The organism is Fulvimonas sp. R45, from assembly GCF_030504985.1.
Classification (GTDB): Bacteria; Pseudomonadota; Gammaproteobacteria; order Xanthomonadales; family Rhodanobacteraceae; genus Rhodanobacter_A.
The window spans coordinates 77,332-100,881 of sequence record NZ_JASERU010000004.1 but is presented as its reverse complement, the minus strand read 5'-3'; the positions used below and the strand labels follow the sequence as shown (position 1 = coordinate 100,881).

19 protein-coding genes are annotated in these 23,550 nt (G+C 72.9%); 9 read left to right on the top strand and 10 right to left on the bottom strand.

Translation table 11 applies throughout. The features are described 5' to 3' along the window. Positions 1-190: 190 nt before the first annotated feature. The gene (locus QMK61_RS04985; protein WP_302070912.1) at positions 191-949 is read right to left on the bottom strand and encodes a disulfide isomerase DsbC N-terminal domain-containing protein; all 759 of its coding nucleotides are present in this window, start codon (positions 947-949) and stop codon (positions 191-193) included. 91 nt (positions 950-1,040) lie between these two features. Next, the gene (xerD, locus tag QMK61_RS04980; RefSeq protein WP_302070910.1) at positions 1,041-1,955 is read right to left on the bottom strand and encodes a site-specific tyrosine recombinase XerD; all 915 of its coding nucleotides are present in this window, start codon (positions 1,953-1,955) and stop codon (positions 1,041-1,043) included. Positions 1,956-1,999: 44 nt separating this feature from the next. On the opposite strand from xerD, the gene QMK61_RS04975 reads away from it, so the two are divergent. Both QMK61_RS04975 and phaZ read left to right on the top strand, forming a co-directional pair. Further along, the gene (locus QMK61_RS04975) at positions 2,000-2,500 is read left to right on the top strand and encodes an RDD family protein (RefSeq protein WP_302070909.1); all 501 of its coding nucleotides are present in this window, start codon (positions 2,000-2,002) and stop codon (positions 2,498-2,500) included. Between the two features lie 95 nt (positions 2,501-2,595). Beyond that, positions 2,596-3,861, top strand: coding sequence for a polyhydroxyalkanoate depolymerase (phaZ, locus tag QMK61_RS04970; protein WP_302070908.1), 1,266 nt, complete (start codon positions 2,596-2,598; stop codon positions 3,859-3,861). A 114-nt stretch (positions 3,862-3,975) separates the two neighbouring features. On the opposite strand, the gene QMK61_RS04965 is transcribed toward phaZ, so the two are convergent. From QMK61_RS04965 to lptF, 5 genes are all read right to left on the bottom strand, one after another. Beyond that, entirely contained in the window at positions 3,976-4,959 is a 984-nt protein-coding gene (locus QMK61_RS04965; RefSeq protein ID WP_302070907.1) for a glycoside hydrolase family 43 protein, read from the bottom strand. Between the two features lie 71 nt (positions 4,960-5,030). Further along, positions 5,031-6,047 carry a low-specificity L-threonine aldolase gene (ltaE, locus tag QMK61_RS04960; protein ID WP_302070906.1) on the bottom strand — a complete coding sequence of 339 codons (1,017 nt, stop codon included), beginning with the start codon at positions 6,045-6,047 and terminating at the stop codon, positions 5,031-5,033. A 68-nt stretch (positions 6,048-6,115) separates the two neighbouring features. Next, on the bottom strand, positions 6,116-6,553 hold the full coding sequence (locus QMK61_RS04955) for a PIN domain-containing protein (protein WP_302070905.1): 438 nt from the start codon (positions 6,551-6,553) through the stop codon (positions 6,116-6,118). 4 nt (positions 6,554-6,557) lie between these two features. Then, positions 6,558-7,661 carry an LPS export ABC transporter permease LptG gene (gene lptG / locus QMK61_RS04950; protein ID WP_302070904.1) on the bottom strand — a complete coding sequence of 368 codons (1,104 nt, stop codon included), beginning with the start codon at positions 7,659-7,661 and terminating at the stop codon, positions 6,558-6,560. Beyond that, positions 7,661-8,764 (bottom strand): LPS export ABC transporter permease LptF, encoded by a 1,104-nt coding sequence (gene lptF / locus QMK61_RS04945; protein ID WP_302070903.1) that lies wholly within the window; start codon positions 8,762-8,764, stop codon positions 7,661-7,663. The genes lptG and lptF overlap by 1 nt, the downstream gene beginning before the upstream one ends. A gap of 96 nt (positions 8,765-8,860) precedes the next feature. Here lptF and QMK61_RS04940 point away from each other — a divergent pair, with 96 nt between their 5' ends. Both QMK61_RS04940 and QMK61_RS04935 read left to right on the top strand, forming a co-directional pair. Continuing rightward, a complete protein-coding gene (locus QMK61_RS04940) occupies positions 8,861-10,345 on the top strand; it encodes a leucyl aminopeptidase (protein ID WP_302070902.1) in 1,485 nt (494 codons plus the stop codon). A gap of 138 nt (positions 10,346-10,483) precedes the next feature. Beyond that, complete coding sequence (locus QMK61_RS04935) at positions 10,484-10,906, top strand: DNA polymerase III subunit chi (RefSeq protein ID WP_302070901.1); 423 nt, start codon at positions 10,484-10,486, stop codon at positions 10,904-10,906. A gap of 27 nt (positions 10,907-10,933) precedes the next feature. Here QMK61_RS04935 and QMK61_RS04930 read toward each other — a convergent pair whose 3' ends face one another. Both QMK61_RS04930 and QMK61_RS04925 read right to left on the bottom strand, forming a co-directional pair. Beyond that, complete coding sequence (locus QMK61_RS04930) at positions 10,934-14,545, bottom strand: hybrid sensor histidine kinase/response regulator (protein WP_302070900.1); 3,612 nt, start codon at positions 14,543-14,545, stop codon at positions 10,934-10,936. A 54-nt stretch (positions 14,546-14,599) separates the two neighbouring features. After that, positions 14,600-18,220 (bottom strand): hybrid sensor histidine kinase/response regulator, encoded by a 3,621-nt coding sequence (locus QMK61_RS04925; protein WP_302070899.1) that lies wholly within the window; start codon positions 18,218-18,220, stop codon positions 14,600-14,602. A gap of 136 nt (positions 18,221-18,356) precedes the next feature. Between QMK61_RS04925 and QMK61_RS04920 the strand changes: the two genes are divergently transcribed. The 5 genes from QMK61_RS04920 to QMK61_RS04900 all read left to right on the top strand — a co-directional run bounded on the left by QMK61_RS04920 (position 18,357) and on the right by QMK61_RS04900 (position 23,043). Continuing rightward, positions 18,357-19,835 (top strand): Era-like GTP-binding protein, encoded by a 1,479-nt coding sequence (locus tag QMK61_RS04920; RefSeq protein ID WP_302070898.1) that lies wholly within the window; start codon positions 18,357-18,359, stop codon positions 19,833-19,835. A gap of 90 nt (positions 19,836-19,925) precedes the next feature. Then, positions 19,926-20,546, top strand: a complete 621-nt coding sequence (locus QMK61_RS04915; protein ID WP_302070896.1) for a YceI family protein — start codon at positions 19,926-19,928, stop codon at positions 20,544-20,546. Then, on the top strand, positions 20,543-21,124 hold the full coding sequence (locus tag QMK61_RS04910; RefSeq protein WP_302070894.1) for a cytochrome b: 582 nt from the start codon (positions 20,543-20,545) through the stop codon (positions 21,122-21,124). The genes QMK61_RS04915 and QMK61_RS04910 overlap by 4 nt, the downstream gene beginning before the upstream one ends. Before the next feature lie 11 nt (positions 21,125-21,135). Then, positions 21,136-21,681 (top strand): YceI family protein, encoded by a 546-nt coding sequence (locus tag QMK61_RS04905; RefSeq protein ID WP_302071170.1) that lies wholly within the window; start codon positions 21,136-21,138, stop codon positions 21,679-21,681. A gap of 42 nt (positions 21,682-21,723) precedes the next feature. Beyond that, positions 21,724-23,043: a GTP-binding protein gene (locus QMK61_RS04900; protein WP_302071168.1), complete on the top strand. Its 1,320-nt coding sequence runs from the start codon at positions 21,724-21,726 to the stop codon at positions 23,041-23,043. A gap of 229 nt (positions 23,044-23,272) precedes the next feature. Here the strand turns inward: QMK61_RS04900 and QMK61_RS04895 are convergent, their stop codons facing one another. Beyond that, positions 23,273-23,527 carry a glutaredoxin family protein gene (locus QMK61_RS04895; RefSeq protein ID WP_302070893.1) on the bottom strand — a complete coding sequence of 85 codons (255 nt, stop codon included), beginning with the start codon at positions 23,525-23,527 and terminating at the stop codon, positions 23,273-23,275. Between the last annotated feature and the right edge of the window lie 23 nt (positions 23,528-23,550).

Genomic DNA, 23,550 nt, shown 5'->3' with positions numbered 1-23,550 from the left:
ACGTCCGTCCACGACTGAGCGATGACGCCGGCCTGTGCGCAAACAGACCCGGCCCTCCGGGTTGGCCTCGCATGGCCGCCATGCGGCAGCGCGCGGCTTGGCCTGCCAGCCAGGCAGGCCGGCGCCACGCACCGCCACCTGACGGCCATGCGAGGCCAACGCGAGGTACTTGGAGATCGTGAACAGGCTCTCAGCCCGCGCTGTGCTTGCGCACCGCGTCCAGCATCTGCTCCGGCGTGAGGTAGCCGCCGATCACGGTGCCGTCCTCGGCGATGATGGTCGGGGTGCCGGAGACGCCCAGCTTCACGCCCAGGTCGAACTGCGACTTCACCGGGTTGGTGCAGCTGGCGGGCTTGGGCGCATGCCCCTCCTTCGCCTCGGTGAACACCGCCTTGCGGTCGGCGGCGCACCACACCGAGACCATCTCGGTGTAGGTGGGCGTGGGCCGGCCGCTGGTGGTGGTGACGCCCTCGCGCGGCCAGGCCAGGTAGTCCACCGCGATGCCTTCCTTGTTGAAGGCGGCGACGTGCTCGTGCAGCGCGCGGCAGAAGCCGCAGTTGACGTCGGTGAACACGGTGACGGTGTACTTCGGGTCCGGCGGCGCGAACACGATGCGCTGGGCCGCCGGCACCTTGGCCAGTTCCGCCTTGCGGAACTTCGCCCAGGCGGCGTCGCCCAGGCTCTTGCGGCTGGCCAGGTCGACCAGGTCGCCGTGCAGCATGTACTTGCCGTCGTCGCTGACGTAGACCAGCTGGCCGGCGGCGATCACCTGGTAGAAGCCTGGCAGCGGCGCCGGCTCGACCACGTCGATCTTCAGCCCCGGCGCGAACTTCTGCAGCGCCTGGCGCACCACGTCCGGCACGTTCGCGGCGGCGCCGGGATCGCCCGCCGCGCAGGCGCCGAGCGCGAAGCCGCCGATACAGGCCGCCAGCAACCATTTCCTCAACATCGTCCACCTCGTCGGCCGCGTGGGGAGGCGGCGCGAAAACGCGATTCTGGCACAGCGCGCCGCGCGGGTCGTGAACGGCGCCGCGCCCCGCTCAGCCGCGCGGATGGTGCTGCGCATGCAGGCGCTTCAGCCCTTCCTTCGCCACCAGGGTGTAGATCTGCGTGGTGCTGAGCGCGCTGTGACCCAGCAGCATCTGCAGCGCGCGCAGGTCGGCGCCGTGGTTGAGCAGGTGGGTGGCGAAGGAATGCCGCAGCACGTGCGGCGAGATCCGCTTCGGCTGGATGCCGACCTTCAGCGCGTGGCGCTTCACCAGCGTCCAGAACATCTGCCGCGTCATGCCCTCGCCGCGGGTGCTGAGGAACAGCGCCGCGGGCTGGCGGCCCTTCGCCAGCGCGGGCCGCGCCCCGGCAAGGTAGGCCTCGATGCGCTCCAGCGCCACCTCGCCCACCGGCACCAGGCGGTCCTTGCCGCCCTTGCCGGTGATGCGCAGCACGCCCTGGCGCGGGTTGAGCGCGGCCAGCGGCAGTTCCACCAGCTCCGACACGCGCAGGCCGGAGGCGTACATCAGCTCCAGCATCGCGCGGTCGCGCAGGCCCAGGGTGGTGGCGACATCCGGGGCGCCGAGCAGCGCCTCGATCTCGCGCTCGGCCAGCGCCTTGGGCAGGCTGCGCGGGGCCTTCGGGCGCTCGATCAGGCGGGTGGGATCGTCGAAGCCCGGCTCGTTGCGGGCGCGGAAGGCGTAGTAGCGGCGGAACGCGGATTGCCGCCGCGCCATCGTGCGCACCGCCGCCGGGCCCTGGCCGTGGTAGGCGGAAAGGTCCTCGCGCCGGGCGCGCGACAGGTCGCGCTCGCGCCCGGCCAACCAGCGCGCCAGCGCTTCCAGGTCGCGGCGGTAGGCGTCCAGCGTGCGGTCGGCCAGGCCGTCTTCCGACCAGGCGCGCTCCAGGAAGGCGGCGATGCTGGCGGCGTCGGCTTCGGCGATACTGGGTGCAGTTTCCTTGCTCATGCCCGCGATGCTGGGCACGACGCGCCCACCTTGCAAGCGAGCCGATGACCGCAACCACCTTCTCCGCACCGCCCTGCCCGCTGTGGCGCCGCCTGCTCGCCCTGCTCTACGACCTGCTCGCGGTGGTCGCGATGGTGATGGTGGTGGGCCTGCTGTGCGAGCTGGCCACGCACGGGCAGCTCATCACCACCGGCGCGCAGACGCACATCGCCTGGTGGTACCAGCCGCTGCAGGGCGCGGTGGTGGCGGCGTACTTCCTGCTTTCGTGGCGCCGTGGCGGGCAGACGCTGGGCATGCGTCCGTGGCGCATCCGCGTGCTCGCCGGCGACGGTACGCGGGTGGCGTGGACGCAGGCCATGCTGCGCCTGCTGGTGGCCGCCGTGCCGCTGCTGGGGCTGGGCCTGGCGCCCTGGCTGGGGCACCGCGCCGCGGCGTGGGTCGTGCTGCTGGCCTGGGCGCTGTGGTTCGGCACCGGGCTGTTCGACCGCCGGCGCCGCGCCCTGCACGACCTCGCCGCCGGCACCTTCGTGGCGCGCACGGGCTGACGCGCCGCGGCGTTCTCGGGCGGACGATGCGGCACCGCAGCACGACCGGCCCCGACGCGCTAAAATCCGCGTTTCCGTCTTCCGGTGGCATTCCCATGCTCTACCAGATCCACGAATGGCAGCGCGCCTTCCTCGGCCCGCTGAGCCAGTTCGCCGAGGCCAGCGCGCGCACGCTGGGCGACCCGGCGCAGCCGTGGTCGCAGTGGCCGGCGGCGCAGCGGATGGCGGCCGGCTACGAGCTGGTCCACCGCCTCGGCAAGGACTACGAGAAGCCCGCCTTCGGCATCCACGACGTGCAGGCGCACGGCCAGGAGATCGCGGTGATCGAGCGCGTGGCGCTGGACACGCCGTTCTGCCAGCTGAAGCGCTTCAAGCGTTTCAGCGACGACCCGGCCACCATCGAGACGATGAAGCACGACCCGGTGGTGCTGGTGGTGGCGCCGCTGTCCGGCCACCACGCCACCCTGCTGCGCGACACCGTGCGCACCCTGCTGCGCGAGCACAAGGTCTACGTCACCGACTGGGTGGATGCGCGCATGGTGCCGGCCGCGGCCGGCCCGTTCGGGCTGGACGACTACGTAGCGCTGGTCGAGCGCTTCATCCGCCACATCGGCGCCGACACGCTGCACGTGATCTCGGTCTGCCAGCCCACCGTGCCGGTGCTGGCGGCGGTGTCGCTGATGGCCGCGCGCGGCGAGGCCACGCCGCGCAGCCTGACCATGATGGGCGGCCCGATCGACCCGCGACGCAGCCCCACCAGCGTCAACAACCTCGCCACCACGCAGCCGCTGTCATGGTTCAAGGGCAACGTGATCCACACCGTGCCGGCCAACTACCCCGGCCACGGCCGCGAGGTGTACCCGGGCTTCCTGCAGCACGCCGGCTTCATCGCGATGAACCCCAGCCGCCACCTGCAGTCGCACTGGGACTTCTACCAGAACCTGCTGCGCGGCGACCTGGAAGACGCCGAGTCGCACCGCCGCTTCTACGACGAGTACAACGCCGTACTCGACATGCCGGCGGAGTTCTACCTCGACACCATCGCCACCGTGTTCCAGCAGTTCCTGCTGCCGCGCGGGCTGTGGGACGTGGCCGGCGAGCGGGTCAACCCCGCGGCGATCACGAACAGCGCGCTGCTCACCGTCGAGGGCGAGCTGGACGACATCTCCGGCCTCGGCCAGACCCAGGCCGCGCACGACCTGTGCAGCGGCATCCCGGCGAAGCGGCGCGCGCACAAGGTGATCGAGGGCGCCGGCCACTACGGCATCTTCAGCGGCCGGCGCTGGCGCGAGGTCGTCTACCCGCAGGTGCGCGACTTCATCCGCCGGTTCGACCGGGCGAAGGGCCGAGAAGCCCGATGACGGCCCCCTCCCCCTGCCTGCAGGGGGAGGCTGGGAGGGGGTAGCGCTTTTCCCTCAGGCCAAGAGCACCCCTCCCCGACCCTCCCCTGCAAGCAGGGGAGGGAGCCTCGGCGTTCACCGCAGCGGATGCCGCTCGACGCCGCGTCGGGTGATCTTCACCGGCCGGATGAAACCCCTGGGGTCGAAGTACAACCGGTCGATGCAGACCACCCGGTGGTTGGCCGCGGTCTCGCCCTTCGGCCGGCGATGGTAGACGATGTACCAGTTGCCGTCCGGGGTGTGCAGCAGCGAGTGGTGGCCGGCGCCGGTGGCGATCGCCGGGTCCTGCTGCAGGATCTTGCCGATGCGCTTGAACGGCCCCAGCGGCGAGTCGCCGATGGCGTACGCCACCGAGTAGTCCGGCCCGGTCCAGCCGCCTTCCGACCACATCAGGTAGTACTTGCCGCCGCGGCGGAACATCAGCGGCCCCTCCACGTAGTGCTCGGGCGTGATCTCCTTGAACGTCTGACCGTCGGGCAGCGGCTCGAAACCGGTGAAGTCGGGCTTCAGGCGCGCGATGACGAGGTGGCCCCAGCCGCCGTAGAGCAGGTAGTAGCGGCCGTCGTCGTCGCGGAACACGCCCGGGTCGATCGGCTGAGCGCCGTGGTGGAAGGCCCCGACCAGCGGCTTGCCGAGCAGGTCGCGGAACGGCCCCTGCGGCCGGTCGGCCACCGCCACGCCGATGCCGCCCACTTCGCTGTCGCTGTGGATGTCGTTGGCGGCGAAGAACAGGTAGTACTTGCCGCCCTTGGCCACGATCGCCGGCGCCCACAGCGCCTTCTTCACCCAGGACACCGCGCCGACGTCGAGCACGTGCGGGTGCTTCGTCCAGGTCACCAGGTCGGGCGAGGAGAAGGCGTCGAAGAACAACTGCTTGTCGTAGTCCGCCGAGTAGGTGGGATAGATCCAGTACTGCCTGCCGAAGATCGCCGACTCGGGGTCCGCGTACCAGCCGTGCAGGATCGGGTTGCCGGAGAACTTCTTCGCTCCGGCGGCAGCCGGGGGCGTGCCGCCCCACGCCGCGGCCGCGACGATCCACAGGCCCCAGGCCAGGACCACGGCCGGCCATCGGCCCCCTGGCCGGCGTGGGCGCTGCGTGCTGTGCGATGACCGGACCATCCCTACCTCCCTCAACATGCGAAAAACCGTGCGAACGCCTCCAACGTGCGTTGCACGCCGTCGTCGTCGATATCCAGGTGCGTCACCAGCCGCAGCGTGGGCAGGTAACCGATGCTGATGCGGATGCGCGCCGCCTGCATGTGGGCGTCCAGCTCGTACAGGCGCTCCGCCGGCACGCCGACGAACACCATGTTGGTGTGCTGGCCGAGCAGCTCCACGCCCGGCATGTCGCGCAGGCCCTCCGCAAGGCGCGCCGCGCGGGCGTGGTCGTCGGCCAGCCGCGCGACGTGATGGTCCAGCGCGTGCAGGCCCGCCGCCGCGAGGATGCCGGCCTGGCGCCAGCCGCCGCCGGCGACCTTGCGCCAGCGCCGCGCCTTGTCGATCAGCGGCGCGGAGCCCACCAGCACCGATCCCACCGGCGCGCCCAGGCCCTTGGACAGGCACACCGAGACGCTGTCGAAGTGCTGCGCGATGGCCCGCACCGACACCCCGCCCGCCACCGCGGCGTTGTAGAGCCGCGCGCCGTCGAGGTGCAGCGACAGGCCGCGCCCGCGCGCGAAGTCGTGCGCGGCGCGCAGGTAGTCTGGCGGCAGCACGCGGCCGTGCCAGGTGTTCTCCAGCGCCAGCAGCCTCGTGCGCGCGAAGTGCGGGTCGACCGGCTTGATCGCGGCGGCGAGCCGGTCCAGCGGCAGCGTGCCGTCCACGTCGTGCGCGACCGGCTGCGGCTGGATCGAACCCAGCACCGCCGCGCCGCCGCCCTCGAACCTGTAGGTGTGCGCATCCATGCCGACCAGGTACTCGTCGCCGCGTTCGCAGTGCGACATCAGTGCCAGCAGGTTGGACTGCGTGCCGCTGGGCACGAACAGCGCGTCCTCGAAGCCCAGCTCGTCCGCCAATCGCCGCTGCAGCGCGTTGACGGTGGGATCCTCGCCGTAGACGTCGTCGCCCACCTCGGCCGCCGCCATCGCCGCGCGCATCGCGAGCGTGGGGCGCGTCACCGTGTCGCTGCGCAGGTCCACCCAATCCACGGTCCACCTCTGCCGCCAGGAAAACCCCGAGGGTGGACGATGCCGGGACAGGCGGCAAGTGCGCGTCGTCACGCCCGCAGCAGATCGCGCCACGCCCATGGCGGCAGGATCTCGAACAGGCCGTCGCGCCGCGTGCGCCGGGCCAGCTTCAGCAGCGCATCGTCGCGGCTGAGGATCGCCTGCACGCCGGCCGCCGCGGCCAGTTCCAGGAACATCTGGTCGTCGGGGTCGGCGCAGCGCGGCAGGCGCGGCGCGGCCGGCAATGCCGGCAGGCGGCGCACGCAGGCGTCGTACGCCGACCTCGCCTGCCCGCGCCTCGCCTCGTCGAGCACCAGCTGCGGGTAGCCCAGCACCGCATGCCATTCCGCGCGGCAGTCGTCGCGCGTCACCGCCTCCAGGCGGCCTTCGCGCAGCGCCTCATGCAGGCCGGCACAGCGCGGATCGCCGAACACGAACAGGTCGAGGCAGACGTTGGTGTCCAGCACCACGCGCGGCGCGGGCGGCATCGCTTCAGACGCGCTTGCGGAAGTACAGCCACGCCAGCCCCACCAGCAGCAGCGCCGGCAGCAGGTTGGCCAGCGCGGGCGGCACCCCGTACACGGTGCCGAAGCTGACCATCGCCTTCTGCAGGAAATACCAGCCGATCGCCAGCAGCATGCCGATGAAGATGCGCTTGCCCAGGCCGCCGGAACGCAGCGTGCCGAACGCGAACGGCATCGCGCACAGCACCAGCACCAGCACGTCGAGCGGGTACAGCGCGCGCGCCCAGAACGCGGTGGCGTAGGGGCCGGGGTTCTCGCCGTTGCCTTCCAGGTAGCGCATGCTGCGGCGCAGGTCGCGCATCGGCAGGTACTGCGGCTGGATCAGCGACTGTTCCAGGATGCGCGGGTTGAGCCGGGAATCCCACAGCACGCGCGCGCTTTGCGTGCTGTGCGTGCCGGTGGCGTCCAGCGTGGTGCTGCGCACGCCGTTGAGCACCCATTGCCGTCCCTCGTGCTCGGCGGTCTTCGCCCAGTCGAAGCGGCTGAGCTGGCCGTCCGGGGTCAGCGTGAACACGCGCACGTCGTCGAGCTGCACCTCGTTGCCGCCTTCCGGCGTGCGATGCAACACGCTGCCCTTGGCGTTGATGATGCGGTCGCCGTCGCGCGCCCACAGGCCGCTGCCGCTGGTCATGCCGAGGTCGCCGGAGCGCAGGCGCAACTGCATCGCCTGCGCCTGCTGGTCGCCCCAGGGGCCGACCGTCTCGCCCATCACCACCACCGCCACCAGCAGCGCCGCCACCACGCCCGCCGCGGAGGCGGCGATGCGCATCCGCGACAGCCCCGCCGCGCGCAGCGCGGTCAGCTCGCCGCTGGAGGCCAGCCCGCCCAGGCCCAGCAGGCCGCCGATCAGCGACGCGTTGGGGAACATCTCGTACAGCCGGCGCGGCACCGTGACCAGCACGTACACCGCCGCGCTGCCCACGGTGAAGCCGTTCTTGCCCACGTGGCGCAGTTGCTGCAGGAACTGGAATACCGCGTCGAAGGCGGTCAGCGCCAGCCATACCGCCAGCATCGAGCCGAGTACGCTCAAGCCCACCAGCCAGTCCACCCGCTTGATGCGCAATGCCTCCATCAGGCGCTCCCGCGCGGCTTGCGCACCGCGTACTGGCGGGAGAACAGCCAGGCGCCCACCGCGAACACCAGCGCGCTCACCGCCCACAGCGAGCCGCCGTGGTGCCAGTGGCCCTTGATGATCTGGCTGCGGCACAACGCCAGCAGCAGGTAGTAGACGTAGAAGCCCAGCACCGCCAGCAGCAGACGGCCGAAGCGCGGCTCGCGCGGGCTCTGCCGCGCCATCGGCACGGCCAGCATCACCAGCACCAGCGCCATTGCCGGCGCAATCGTGCGCCAGGCGAACTCGGCGCGCGCGTCGGCGTTGTCGGTGCGTGCCAGGGTGAAGGTGTCCAGCGCGTGGGCGGGATCGTCGTCCCCGTCGTCGGACTGCACGTTGGACAGCGAGGTGTCGTTGCGCACGTACTGCATGCGCCGCCAGTTGTCGCCGCCCAGCGGGACCTCGTACTGCCAGCCGTCCTCCAGCGACAGGTAGCGGTCCTCGCCGCTGCTGCCCTGGTAAAGCCGGCCGTGGGCGCCGGTGATCAGCTTGATGCGGCGCGTGCCGTCCTTGCCGGTGCGCTCGGCGGCGATGAAGGTGCGGCCCAGCCGGCTGCCATCGCGGCTGAGCGTGTCGACCAGGATGATGCCGCCCTTGCCCGGCAGGTCGGTGAAGCGGCCGGCGTCGAGGCCCGCGGCGATCACCGAGCGGTTCGCCGCCGCCACCACCGCGTTCGACTTCGCCGCCGCCCACGGCCCCAGCCACAGCGACACCGTCCCCACCGCCAGCGCCAGCAGCAGCGCCAGCAGCGCCATTGGCCGCAGCAGGCCGCGCGGCCCCATGCCGGAGGAGGCCAGCACGTGCATCTCGCTTTCGCGGTACATCCGCCCGAGCGCCAGCAGCACGCCGATGAAGCCAGCGAACAGCAGCAGCGTGGACAGGCTGTCCAGCATGCTCAGCCCCAGCACCTCGAACATCACGCTGGCCGGGAAGCTGCCGTTGGCCACCTGCTTGAGCACCTGCGCGAAGGTGGTGCCGGACATGATCGCCAGCAGCACGATCGCCGTGGCGGCCACGGTCTGGCCCAGCTCGCGCAGGAAGTAGCGGTCGAGGATGCTCAGCATGCGTTAGAATCAATGGCTTTCGCGCCGCCGCCACGCGGCCGGCAAACCCCAAGTCTAGCCGGTTCCACCCCGCCGGCGCTCCGCAGGATCTTCCCGATGACGCTCCAGTTCAGCCTCGTTGCCGCCGCCCCCGAATCCGTCGACAGCCCCTGCGTGGTGGTCGGCGTGTACGAGAACGGCCTGCTCACCAGCGCCGCGGCGCGGGTGGACGGCGCCGCCGGCGGCGCGATCAAGCGCCAGGTGGAGAGCGGCGACATCAGCGGCAAGGCCGGCAGCGTCAACCTGCTGTTCGCGCCGGCCGGCGTGGCGGCGCAGCGCGTGCTGGTGGTGGGCCTTGGCGCGCAGAAGAGCTTCGATGCCGCGCGCTTCCAGAAGGTGAACATCGAGGCCGCCCGGGCGCTGGGCCGGCTGCCGCTGGAAAGCGCGGTGTCCTGGCTGGCCGACGTCGACGTGCCCGGCCAGGACGCCGCCTGGCGCGTGCGCACCGCCGCGCTGGCCGCCGACCACGCCGCCTACCGCTACACCGCCACCGTGAAGCCGCGCGGCGCCGGCCAGCCGACCCTGGCCGCGCTGGCCTTCGCCACCGGCGCCGAGGCCCAACCGGGCCTGGACCAGGCCATCGCCATCGCCGAGGGCGTGCGCTTCGCGCGCGAGCTGGCCAACCTGCCGCCGAACATCTGCACGCCGGCCTACATCGCCGCGCAGGCGCAGGCCTTCGCCGAGGCGCACGACAAGGTCGCCTGCCGCGTGCTCGACCACGAGGAGATGGAACAGCTCGGCTTCGGCTCGCTGCTGGCGGTGGGCCGCGGCTCGGCGAACAAGCCGAAGCTGGTCGCGCTGGAATACCGCGGCGGCGCCGACGACGCGAAGCCCTACGCCTTCGTCGGCAAGGGCATCACCTTCGACACCGGCGGCATCAGCCTCAAGCCCGGCCCGGGCATGGAGGAGATGAAGTTCGACATGGGCGGCGCCGCCGGCGTGCTGGGCGCGTTCGTGGCCGCGGTGAAGATGGGCCTGCCGCTCAACCTGGCCTGCGTGGTGCCCGCGGCCGAGAACATGCCCGACGGCGACAGCTACCGCCCCGGCGACGTGCTGACCAGCCTGTCCGGCCAGACCATCGAGGTGCTCAACACCGACGCCGAGGGCCGGCTGATCCTGTGCGATGCGCTGACCTGGACCGCGCGCACCTTCCAGCCGCAGGCGATGGTCGACGCCGCCACCCTCACCGGCGCCTGCGTGACCGCGCTGGGCAAGCACGCCAGCGGCCTGATGAGCAAGCACGACGACCTGGCGGCCGAACTGCTCGCCGCGGGCGAGGCCACGCTGGACCGCGCCTGGCGCCTGCCGCTGTGGGACGACTACCAGGTGCAGCTCGACTCCGCCTTCGCCGACGTGGCCAACATCGGCGGCAAGAGCGCCGGCGCGATCACCGCCGGCTGCTTCCTGTCGCGCTTCACCGACGGCCAGCGCTGGGCCCACCTGGACATCGCCGGCACCGCCTGGGACGAGGGCCGCAAGGGCCTCGCCACCGGCCGCCCGGTGGCGCTGCTGGCGCAGTGGCTGATCGATCGCTGCGCGTAGACTACCCGCACACCGTCATCCCGGCGCAGGCCGGAAACCAGTGGCGGTAACACCCGATGTCGCCCTGGGGCCCCGCCGGAAACCGAGGCAACTGGATCCCGGCCTGCGCCGGGATGACGATCAAGAGCCGATGCCACCATGCCCCGCGCCGACTTCTACCTGATCGACAAGCCGCGCTTCCGCGAGCAGCCGCTGCTGCTGGTGTGCGAGCTGGCGAAGAAGGCCTGCGCGGCGCGGCAGCCCACGCTGGTGCTGTGCCGCGACTTCGCCCAGGCCGAGGCGCTGGACGAGCTGCTGTGGTCGTTCGACGAGGACGCGTTCATCCCGCACCAGCTCGCCGGCGACGATGACGACGCCGACACCGCGGTGCTGGTGGTGCCGCCCGGCATCGACACGCCGCCGCGGCCGCTGGCGATCAACCTGCGCGACGACTGCCCGGCGGAGGCCGGCGAGCGCGTGCTGGAAGTGGTGGCGGCCGACCCGTCCGCGCGCGAAGGCTCGCGCACGCGCTGGCGCGAATACCAGCGGCGCGGATTCCAGGTAAGCAAGTTCGACATGTAGCGCGCGCCGCCCCGCCGCGCGGCGGGGTCACGCCGGATCGGCCTCCACGGCCGCGCGGGCGCGCGACACGACCGCCAGCGCCTCGGCCAGCTGCGCCCCGGTGAGCGGCTTGCGCAGGAAGCCGTCCATGCCCGCGGTGCGGCTGCGCGCCTCCTCGTCGCCGCCGGAACGCGCGGTGATCGCCACGATCCACACGCGCCCGCGCCCGGCCTCGCCCTGGCGGATCAGGCGCGCCACCTGCAGGCCGTCGACGCCGGGCAGGTCGAGGTCGAGCAGCACCGCGTCGCATGGCCCCTGCGCCAGCTCGGCCAGCGCCTGCAGGCCATTGGCCGCGTAGCGCACGCGGTGGCCCTGCTGCTCCAGCAGGCCGCGGATCACGGCGGCGACGATGGCGTCGTCCTCCACCAGCAGCACGTCGAGCGCATCGCCGCCGGTGGCGGGCGCCGCCGGCCCCGCCGGCGCGGACACGGCACCGCCGGCGGCCATCGGCAACGGCAGCCGCACGCTGAAGCTGCTGCCGTGGCCAGGACGCGAGCGCAGCGCGATGGTGCCATGCATCAGCGCCACCAGCTCGCGGCAGATCGCCAGGCCCAGACCGCTGCCCGAGCGGCGCTGCGGGCCGTCGTCCTGCTCGAAGCGCTCGAACAGGCGCGCCTGGTTTTCCTCGGGGATGCCCGGGCCGGTGTCGCTGACCGTGCACATCAGCGCGTCGCCCTGCCAGCGCAGGCCCAGCGTCACGCCGCCGCGCTCGGTGAACTTCAGCGCGTTGTTGACCAGGTTGAACAGCACCTGCTTGATGCGCAGCGCGTCGCCGAGCAGGCGCGCCGGCAGGCTCTCGTCCAGCTGCAGGTCCAGCGCCAGCCCCTTGGCCTGCGCCTGCGCCTGCTCCAGCCGCGCCACGTCCCAGGCCAGCGCGCGCGGGTCGAACGGCGTCGGCTCCAGCACCAGCTTGCCCACCTCGATGCGCGCCAGGTCCAGCGCGTCGTTCACCAGCTTCAGCAGCAGGCTGCCGGAGCGCTGCATGGCCTCGGTGTACTCGCGCTGGCGCGGCGTCTGCTCGGTGCCGAGCAGCAGCTCGGCCATGCCCATCACGCCGGTCATCGGGGTGCGGATCTCGTGGCTCAGCGTGGCCAGGAACTGGCTCTTCGCCGCGCTGGCCTGTTCGGCCAGGCTGCGCTGCTGCTCGGCCAGCTGGATGCGGTGCCGGTGCGCCAGCCGGCGTCGCCATGCCAGCAGCACCGCCCACGCCAGCAGCGCCGCCAGCACCAGGTAGGCCAGCCACGCCCACCAGCGCAGCCACGGCGGCGCCTGCACGTGGATGCGCAGCGGCGCGGCCAGCCGCGACCAGGTCCCGCCGGCGCCGGCGGCCTCCACGTCCAGCGTGTAGTCGCCCGCGGGCAGGCCGGCGAATTCGCGCTCGCCGTGGCTGCCGACGTCGACCCAGTCCGCGTCGAGGCCGTGCAGGCGGAAACGGTAGTCGTTGGCGGAGGGATCGACGTACGAAGCCAGCCGGGCCTGCACGCGCAGGTCGCGGTCGCGCCAGCCGATGCGCACCGGCGCCTGCCCGCGCGGGTCGTCGAGCTCCTGCACCCGCCCCCCGCGGTTCACGCTGAGCCGGCTCAGCATCAGCGGCTGCGGCGCCGCCACCCGGGGGCGCGACAGCGCGCCGGGCCGGAACGCCACCACGCCGCCGCCGTTGGCGGCGAACAGGGTGCCGTCGGGAAACATCGCCACCGAGCCGTTGGTGAAGTCCGTGTTCGACAGGCCCTGGGCGGTGCCGAAGTTCTCGAACCGGTGCGTGCGCGCATCCATCCGCCACAGGCCGGGGTTGGCGAACAGCCAGACGTTGCCGCCGCCGTCCACGCGCATCGACATCAGGTTGGGCAGGAACGGCTGGTGGCTGATGTCCACCGTGCCGTCGCGCACCGCCTTGCCGTCGACCAGGCGGTAGTGCGACAGCGCCTGCTGCGACGACGCCCAGAAGCCGCCCTGGTCGAACGCCACCGCGGTCACCTCGGCATGCGGCACGCCCGGCACCATCGCCATCCGGCCGCTGCCCGGGTCGAGGCGCAGCAGGCCGCCGCCGCTGGCGTACCAGAGCGTGCCATCGTGCACGCTCAGCTGGTCGGCGATCGCCACGTTGTCCACGCCCTGCGGCAACGGCACCGGGGTGATGGCGAGGCTGTCCGGGTCGATGGCGAAGATGCCTTCGCCCCACGAGGCCACGTAGATCCGCCCGTCGCCGCCCGCGCGGACGAAGACCGGTCGCGTCACGTGCGCCCTGGCGATGTCCAGCGCCCGCGCCTTGCCGCCGTCGAGCTCGAACACCGCGCCGCTCTCGGTGATCCACAGGCGGCCCCTGGCGTCCTCGGCGATCGCGGTGATGTTGCCGTGCAGGGCGCGGCTGAGGTGTTCCACCGTGCCGGTGTCCACGTCCAGCTTGTCGAGCCAGCCGTCGAAGCCGCCGACCAGCAGCTTGCCGTCGCGGCTGCGCTCCACGGTCAGCGCGGAGATCCCGGTCAGGCTGTCCGGGTCGTCCGGGATGTGGGTGAAGCGGGTGAAGCTGTTCCAGTCCGGCGGCAGGTAGGCGATGCCGGACTGGTCGAGGGCGAACCACAGCCCGCCCTCGCCGTCGCGCGTCACCTGCCAGATGCGGTCGCTGGGCAGGCCGCCGCGCAGCAGCGGATGGCTGACGACCGTCCGCAGCGAACCGGCGCCGTCGTCCAGCAGCAGGCCCTTGGTGCCGGCGACCCAGAGCCGCCCCTGGGCGTCGCGCGCGCTGGACGTGACCGAGGCATGCAGCTGCGACAGGCGGGCGTCGTCGAACGGCCGGGCCACGCCGTCGCGGCCGATCACCAGCAGGCCGTCCTGCACGGCCACGCGGATCTCGCCGGCCCGGCCCTGGATGCGCCAGACCTTGCCGAGGTCGCCGTGGAACGCCCCGGCCACCGGCACGGCCCGGATGCGCCCGTCCGGATCGCGCACGAACAGGCCGCTGCCCGCGCCGATCCACAGGTGGCCGTCGGCGTCGGCCAGCAGCGCGCGCACCGCGCCGCCCGTTCCGTTTCCCTCGCCCGGCAGCGCGACGTGATCGAAGCCCGCGAGGTCCGGGCGCAGGCGGTCCAGCCCGTGCTGGGTCGCCACCCACACTGCGCCGTCCGGGGTCTGGGCGATGCTCCAGACCTCGTCGCCGGACAGGCTGGCGGGGTTCTTCGCGTCGTGTGTCCACTGGCGGAAGCGTCGGCTGCGCTGGTCGTAGAGGATCAGCCCGCTGGTGACGCCGCCGGCCCAGATCCGGTCGCCGCGATCCACGTACAGGGCGTACGTCTGGTCCGCCGGCAGCGAAGCGGGGTCATCCGGCTCGTGGTGGAACACCTTGAAGCCCACGCCGTCGTAGCGCACCAGGCCCTCGGCGGTGCCGAACCACATCGCGCCGGCATGGTCCTGCGCGATGGCGTAGACGGCGCCGGCCGGCACGCCGTCGGCCTCGCCGTAGTGACGGAACTGCGGCGTGGGCAGCATCGCGGCGGGCGCCGCCACGGGCGCGGCCGACGCGTCGGCCGCGGCAAGCGCCGCGTGCGCGGGGACCCATGCGAAGGCCGCGGCCAGGACAGCACTCAGCGCGAATGTCGGCGGCATGCGTTTCCCCACTACGTCCGCCCATGATGCCAAAACCGCGCCACCGCCGCAGGCTCAGGCCTCGCTGGCATCCACCGGTGCGGCCGCTTCCGGCGCGGGCCAGGCCTCCAGCACCGCGGCGAGCTGCGCCCCGGTGAGCGGCTTGCGCAGGAACCCGTCCATGCCGGCGGCGCGGCTGCGCGCCTCGTCGTCGCCGCCGGTGCGCGCGGTGACGGCGATGATCGGCAGGTGCCGGCCCGGCGGCTCGTGCTGGCGCATCAGGCGCGCCACCTGGAAGCCGTCGAGGCCGGGCAGGTCCAGGTCCAGCAGCACCAGGTCGCAGCGCGCCTGGGCCAGTTCGGCCAGCGCCTCCAGGCCGTTCGCCGCGTGCGTCGCCGCGTGTCCCTGGCGCTCCAGCAGGCCGCGGATCACCGCCGCCACGATGGCGTCGTCCTCGACCAGCAGGACGTGCCGCCGGTGGCCGTGGTCGGCATGCTCGGCATGGCGGGTGGACGCCAGCGGGACGAGCGGCAAGGCGGCCTCGCGCAACGGCAGGTACACGCGGAAGGTGGTGCCCTGCCCCAGCCGCGACGCCAGCCTGATGTGGCCGCCCAGCAGCAGGGTCAGCTCGCGGCAGATCGACAGGCCCAGCCCGGTGCCGGCTCGGTGCTGCGGACCGACGCCCTGCTCGAACGGCTCGAACAGGCGCGCCTGCACGTTCTCGGGAATGCCGGGGCCGGTGTCGCTGACGCTGTACACCAGTTCGTCGCCGTAGCAGCCCACGCCCAGCGTGACCCGGCCGTGCTCGGTGAACTTCAGCGCGTTGTTGGCCAGGTTGAGCAGGATCTGGCGGATGCGGAACACGTCGCCCAGCGCGCGCGGCGGCAGGTCGGTCTCGATCTCCACGTCGAACTCCAGCCCCTTGGCGCGCGCCTGGCCGGTCTGCAGGCGGCCGATCTCCTGCACCAGCGCACAGGGGTCGTAGGGCGCCGTCTCCAGTTGCAGCTTGCCGGCCTCGATGCGCGCCAGGTCCAGCGCGTCGTTCACCAGCTTCAGCAGCAGGTCGCCGGAGCGCTGCATGGTCTCGGCGTAGCTGTGTTGGACGGGGTTGAGCGGCGTGGCCAGCAGCAGTTCGGCCATGCCCATCACGCCGGTCATCGGGGTGCGGATCTCGTGGCTCAGCGTGGCCAGGAACTGGCTCTTCGCCGCGCTGGCCTGCTCGGCCACGCTGCGCTGCTGCTCCGCCATGCGGATGCGGTCGCGATGCGCCATGCGCCGGCGCCAGGCCAGCAGCAGCAGCCACACCACCGCGCCGGCCAGGGCCACGTAGACCAGCCACGCCCACCAGCGCAGCCATGGCGGCGCCTGCACGTGCACCCGCAACGGCGTGGCCAGCTCGGTCCAATGGCCGTTGGTGACCTCGGCGTGCACTTCCAGCGTGTAGTCGCCGGCGTGCAGGCCGATGAACTCGCGCTCGCCGCGGTTGCCGGTGTCCAGCCAGCCGTTGTCGAAGCCGTCCAGCCGGAAGCAGTAGCGGCTGGACGCCGGGTCGACGTAGGAGAACGCGCGCACCTGCATGGTGAGCTGGCGATCGCGCCAGCCCACGCGCGCCACCCCGTCGCGCACCGGCAGCATGTGCCAGTCGCGGCCGCGCATCACGCGCACGTCGGTGATCGCCAGGTGCGGCCTGCCCCAGTGGTCCTGCACCCGGTCCGGGTCGAACACCACCACGCCGCCCAGGGTGGGCGCATGGATGTAGCCATCGGGCATCAGGGCGTAGCCGCGCGAGAACTCGCCGTTGGTGAGCCCGTCCTGCAGGCCGAAGGAGCGGAAGCGGCCGCTGTCCGGGTCGTAGCGCCACAGGCCGTCGTGGCCGAACACCCAGACCCGGCCGCGGGCGTCGACGTACAGGTCCACCACGCTTGCCGCGGGCCAGCCCTGCGCGGTGCCCACCCGGCGGTCGAGCGCCAGGCCGTCGCCCTGGTAGCGGTAATGCGCGAGCCCGTCGGTATTGGCCGTCCAGATGCCGCCGCGATCGAACGCAAAGGCGTCCACCGATTGCCCGGCCGGGCCGCCCGGCACCATCTCGAAGCGGCGGTGCGCGGCGTCCAGCCGCATCATGCCGCCGTCGCTGGCGTACCAGAACACGCCGCCGTGCAGGGTCATCTGGCTGCCCCAGAGCACCTTCTCGTTCGGGCGCTCCATCGGCATGCGGCTCACCGCCAGCGTGCCGGGGTCGATGCGGAACAGGCCCTGGCCGAAGGTGCGCACGTACAGCTGGCCGTCCGGTCCCGGCTCCACTTCCAGCGGGTGGTCGGTGCCCGCATCCTCCAGGTCCACCTGGCCGCACTTCCGGGTGCCCTGGTCGCACACCAGGAGGTGGCCCTGCACCGCCACCCACAGGCGCTGGCGCGCGTCCTCGGTCATGCCCACCACGTCGCCGCCGAGGCCGGAGAACACGTGCTCGACCTGGCCGGTGGCGGGGTCGAGCCGGTCGATGCGGCCGCGGCGCTCGCCCACCCAGACGTGCACGCCGTCGCGGCCGCGCGCCATGGTGGTGGCCGCCGCGTCGCGCAGGCTGCCCGGCTCGTCGGGGATGTGGGTGAAGCGGCTGAAGTTGTCCCAGTCCGGCGCCAGGTAGGCCACGCCGCCGTCCAGCAGGGTCACCCACAGGCCGCCCTCGCGGTCGGCCAGGATCTGCCATACCCAGGTGCCGGGCAGGTTGCCGTACAGCACCGGGTGGTCGCTCACCGGGGTGACCGGCCCGCCCGGCCGCATCTGCACGAACAGGCCCTTCTGCGTGCCCACCCAGAGCCGCCCGGAGGCGTCGCGGGTGCTGGCCATGACGTTGGTCTTCGGGATGTTCGCGGCGGCGAACGGCCGCGCCACGTCGTCCCGGCCTACGATCAACAGGTATCCGGCGGCGGCGATGCGCACCTCGTCGCCCTCGCCGTCGATGCGCCAGGCGTCGATGGGCTTGTCCGAGTCCGCCTGCGCTATCGCGTGCCAGCTGCCGTCGGGATCGCGGCGCAGCACGCCGAGGTCGCAGCCCATCCACAGCCGGCCGCGCGGGTCGACGTACAGCGCACCCACCGTGCCGAAGTGTCGGACATGGCCGTCCGGCCCGGGCGGCGCCGCGACATGGTCGAAGCCGCGGCCATCGGCGCGCAGGTGGTCCAGCCCGGCCCCGGTGCCCACCCACAGGCGGCCGCCGGCGCCCTGCGCGATCGCCCACACGCGATCGCTGGACAGGCTGTCCGGGTCGGCGGGGTCGTGGCCCCAGTGCCGGAAGCGGCCGCCGGCCTCGTCGTAGCGATTCAGGCCGGCATTGAGGCCGGCCGCCCACAGGCGGCCCTGGCGGTCCACCAGCAGCGAGGCGATGCCGTTGTCGTACAGCGAGCCGGGATCGTCCGCGCGATGGCGGAACACCGTGAAGTGCACGCCATCGAAGCGCGCGATGCCGCCCTTGGTGCCGAACCACAACGCGCCGTCGCGCCCCTGCGCCACCGCGTACACGCTGGTGCTGGGCAGGCCGTCCGCGGTGCCGTAGCGGCGGAACTGCGGGGTGGGCAGTGCGCCCGCGGCGTTCGCTGCGGCAACGGCAGGCGGCGCGACGACGGATGCCGCCGAGGCTGCCGCGTCGGGCATGGTGGTGCCCAGCAGCATCGCCAGTCCCAGCGCAAACGCCCCGGCCATGTACTCCCCTCTCGTCCCCGTCGACGGCGCAGCGACCTCCGCGGCGCGGTCAGCCGACCGCCGGATGATGCCAAAACCGCGCCGGCCCGGCGAGCCGGCGCCTGGCGGGCGGGCCGCTCCCGCTACACTGCCGTGCATGACCCGACGCACCCGCCTGCTGCTCGCCGCGATCGCCGTCGCCGCCCTGCTGTGGCTGCTGTTCGCCGCGGCCGAGCGCGCGCTGGCGCTGGCGCAGCGCTTCCTGGCCCTGCCCGCCTGGCTGCAGTGGACGCTGGGCGCGGTGCTGCTGGTCTTCGCCGCCGCCGGGTTGTCGGTGCTGTGGTGGCTGCTGCGCCCGCGGCGCCGGCGGCGCCCGGTGCCCGCGCCGGACCGCGCCAGCCTGGAGCGGCGCATCGGCGCCCTGCGCGAACGCGGCACCGGCACCGGCGAACTCGACGCGGAACTGGCCGAGCTGGACCGCCGTCGCGCGGCGCAGCGTGTCTACGTGGCACTGTTCGGCGAGATCTCCACCGGCAAGAGCAGCCTGATCCGGGCCCTGGCGCCCGGCGCGCTGGCCGCCAGCGACGCGCGCGGCGGCACCACGCGCGACGTGCGCCACTACGATGGCCGCCTGCCCGACGGCCGCCCCCTGGTGCTGGCCGACGTGCCCGGCAGCCGCGAAGCCGGCGGCGAGGCGCACGAGGCGATGGCGCGGCAGGAAGCGCTGCGCGCGCACGCGGTGGTCTACCTCTGCGCCGGCGACCTCACCCGCACGCAGGCGGACGAGCTGCGCTGGCTGTCCGGCTTCGGCAAGCCGCTGCTGCTGGCGCTGAACAAGGCCGACCAGTGGAACGAGGCCGAGCGCGCGCAACTGCTGGAACGGCTGCGCCGGCAGGCGCGCGGGCATGCCGCCGCAGTGGTGGCGATCAGCGCCGGCGGCAGCGAGCGCTTCCAGCGCCGCCTCGCCGACGGCTCGGTGGAACAGGTCGAGCGCCAGCGCACGCCCGCCATCGCGCCGTTGCTGCAGGCGCTGGACAGGCTCACCGCGCCCGGCGCCGAGAAGCTGGAACCGCTGCGCGAGCACGCCGTGCTGGCCGGCCTGCACGAGCGCACCGGCGCGCTGGAGACGCAGACCCGCGCCGCCGAAGCCGAGCGCATCGTGCGCAAGTACGCGCGCCGCGCCGTGGTCGGCGCGCTGGCCGCGGTGGCGCCGGGCAGCGACCTGGTGATCCAGGGCGCGCTGGCCGCCTCGCTCACCCGCGAGCTGGCCGCCCTGCACGGCGTGCGCGCCACCGAGGTGCAGGTGGAGGACTTCGTGCGCCAGGCGCGGCTCACCCTGCGCACCGGCAGCTCCATCGCGCTGGCGGTGGCGGGCAACGCGCTGAAGGCCTTCCCCGGCCTGGGCACGCTGGGCGGCGGCGTGTTGCACGCCTTCGCCTACGCGCTGATCTTCGACTCGATGGGGAGGGCGCTGGCCGCCTCGCTGGCCGAACGCAACACGCTGGACCAGGAGGATGCCGGGGCGCGCCTCAAGGCCCTGCTGGCCGACGACCACGGGCCGCGCCTGCGCGAACTGGCCACGCTGACGATGGAAGCCTGGCGCGAACGCGACGCCGGCCACGCCGGCGGCGACTGAACGGCACAGCGCGGGTTCGCCGCGCCCCGCGAACGATCCGTTCCGGCCCCGCAACTGGCATCGATCCGGCCGTTCGGCCAGACTTCGCGCATGCCCATTCCCCGCGCCATCCGCCGGCTGCCGTTCCTGTTGCCCGTCCTGCTGGCGCCGGCCGCCGCGTGGGCGGACGCGCACGACTACCGCTACGACACGGTGCACAGCCAGGTGGTCTTCAGCATCGACCACGACGGCTACTCGCGGCCGTTCGGCCGACTGCGCATCGCGCGCGGCTGGCTGAGCTTCGACGCGGACGACTGGAGCCGTTCGGCCACCGCGCTGGACATCGACCTCTCCAGCGTGGACATGGGCGACGCGAAATGGAATGCCGCGGTGTGCGGCGCCTCGCTGCTCGACTGCGGCCATGATCGCTACGCGCACTTCGCCAGCACCTCGGTGGAACGCACCGACGCCACCCACGGCGTGCTGCACGGCACGCTGACCCTGCACGGCGCCAGCCGGCCGCTGGACATCCCGTTCCGGCTCAACCGGCTGGGCCGCACCCTGTACGGCCTGCACACCGTGGCCGGCTTCTCGGCCACCGCCACGCTCGACCGCACCGCGTTCGGTATCGGCGCCTTCCCGAACTCCATCGGCCATGGCGTGTCCATGTGGCTGGAGATCGAGGCGATCCGCGACGACCACGCCCGGACCCACCACGGAACCACGCCATGAAACTGCGCAACGACGACCGCCAATGGGGCGCGGTCATCAAGTCCTTCCACTGGATCATGGCGCTGGGCATCCTCGGCAACGGCGTGTGGGGCCTGCTGATGACCGGCATGTCGCCGTCGATGGCGAAGATCAACGTGTACGCGCTGCACAAGTCGATCGGCCTGACCCTGCTGGCGCTGCTGCTGCTGCGCCTGGCCTGGCGCATGACCGAGCGCGCGCCGCCGGACGAGCCGATGCCGCGCTGGCAGCGCCGGGCCGCGCACGCCACGCACGTGCTGCTGTACCTGCTGATCGCGGCGATCCCGCTCAGCGGCTGGTGGTTCAACTCGCTGCACGGCTACCCGCTGCAGTGGTTCAAGCTGTTCAACCTGCCCGCGCTGGCGGCGAAGAACCCGGACATGGCGCACGTCGCCCATGCCGTGCACGAGTACCTGTTCTGGCTGCTGCTGCTGGTGCTGGTGGCGCACGTGGGCGCGGCGATCAGGCACCACGTGTTCGACCGCGACAACGTGTTGCGCCGCATGCTGCCGTTCGGCCGCCCGCTTCCCCGCTCCCCGCACGAAGGAGACCCGACATGACCCCCGCCGCGATGAAACGCCTGCTGCTGCTCGCCGCGCTGGCGCTGCCCGGCGCCGCTGGCGCCACCGACTATGCCGTGCAGCCGGGCGCCAGCACGCTCGGCTTCAGCGACACCTTCCAGGGCCAGGCCTTCGACGGCCATTTCGGCCAGTGGACGGCGGCGATCAGCTACGACCCGGCCAACCTCGCGACCTCGAAGTTCGACGTCAGCGTGGACCTGTCGAGCGCGAAGACCGGCGACGACGACCGCGACGGCGCGTTGCCCGGCCCCGATTTCTTCGACGCGGCGAAATTCCCGCGGGCGCACTTCGTCACCACCGGCTTCCGCCGCGTCGGCGGCAAGGTGGTCGCCGACGGCCAGCTCACCCTGCGCGGGGTAACCCGGCCGGTGAGCCTCGCGGTGGACTTCAGGCCGCAGGGCCAGGGCGCCACGCTGGACGTCGCCACCACGCTCAAGCGCCTCGACTTCGGCGTGGGCGGCGGCCAGTACGCCGACGCCTCGGTGATCGGCGCCGAGGTGAAGGTCAGCGCGCACCTGGTGCTGGTCGCGAAGTAGCACGTGGACCTCGACGCGCTGTGGCGTCGACTGCGCGCGCGGCTGGCCCCGCCCGCCGCGCCGGCGCCCGCGCGCGGTGAACCGGCCGCCGGCGCCGACGCGCGCATGGCCGACAGCCTGCGCGGCCTGCTCGACGACCCCGCGATCCCGCCCGCGCTGCGCCACGAGCTGGCCGCCGACTTCGCGCGCATCGAAAGCATGCTGGCGCGGCTGGAACGCGGCGAACTGCACGTGGCGGTGTTCGGCCGCGTCTCCGCGGGCAAGTCCGCGCTGGGCAACGCGCTGCTCGGGCGCGAGGCGTTCGCGGTGGGCGTCCTGCACGGCACCACCACCGAGGCCGCGCAGGCGCCGCTGGACGAAGCGGCGCACGACGGCCTGGTGCTGATCGACACCCCCGGCATCAACGAACTGGACGGCGAGGCGCGCGAGAAGCTCGCCTTCGAGGTGGCCGAGGTCTGCGACCTGGTGGTGTTCGTCTGCGACGGCGACCTCACCCGCGAGGAACTCGACGCGCTGAAGACCCTGGCCGCGACCCAGCGCCCGCTGCTGCTGGCGCTGAACAAGGCCGACCGCTATGGCGCCGACGAGCTGGCCAGCCTGCTCGACCACCTGCGCCAGCGCACGCAGGGGCTGGTGCGCGGACAGGACGTGCTGGCGGTGGCGGCGCGCCCCGCCCCGCTGCACGTGCTCGACGAAGGCGCGCACGGCCGTGACGCCACGCGCGCGCAGCCGGTGCCGCCCGACGTCGCCGCGCTGCGCGAGCGCCTGCTGGCCATCGCCGCGCGCGAAGGCAGGACGCTTTCCGCGCTCAACGCCGGTCTCTACGCCGGCCGGCTCACCGACCAGGTCAGCGCGCGCATCGCCGCGACCCGGCGCGCGATGGCGAGCCGGGTGATCCGCAACTACTGCCTGGCCAAGGGCGTGGCGGTGGCACTGAACCCCGTCCCCGTGGCCGACCTGCTCGCCGCCGCCGGCCTCGACGCGGCGATGGTGGTGCAGCTGTCGCGCGTGTACGGCCTGCCGCTGACGCGCGCGGAATCCGGCCGGCTGGTGGCGGTGATCTCCGCCCAGCTCGCCGCGCTGATGGGCGCGATCTGGGGCGTGCAGCTGGTGGCCTCGGCGCTGAAGGGCGTCAGCGCGGGGCTGTCCACCGTGCTCACCGCCGCGGCGCAGGGCGCGCTGGGCTGGTACGCCACGGTGCTGATCGGCCGCGCCGCCGAGCGCTACCTCATCGCCGGCAAGTCGTGGGGCGAACAGGGCGCCAAGCGCGCGGTGGCCGAGATCGTCGCCGGCCTCGACCGCGACTCGATCCTGCGCGAGGCGCGCGAGGAAATCCTCAAGCGGCTGAAGCGGTCGCCGTAACCCCAACCGCCCCCGGCTTCCCCCCTGTAGGAGCGGCTTCAGCCGCGATGCCTCTAGCTTTTCGCGACATCCTGCCAGGAGCATCGCGGCTGAAGCCGCTCCTACAGACCGTCGAAGCCGTGTGGGAGCGCATCCTGTGCGCGAAGGCTCTTCGCTCCGGTCAGGCGCCAGAGCCTTTCGCGTACAAGGTGCGCTCCTACAGGGGGATTTTCGAGTCGTGGCGACGCGATCAGAGGACAGCCGGGCGGGGCTTGACGTCCAGGAAATCACGCACCGCCGCCGCGTCGAACGGCCAGTCCAGCTCGCGGCCGTCGCGCAGGTCGCGCAGCACCGGCACGCGCGTGCCGTAGCGACGTTCCAGCTCCGCGCTGTCGTCCACCCACACGCTGTCGAATTCCGGCGCGCGCGCCTCGGCCAACGCGGCCAGGGCCAGGTCGCACAGGTGGCAGTAGTCGCGTTGGTAGAGCACGAAGCGCAGGGACATGGCGACGACGATAGCCGCTCGCC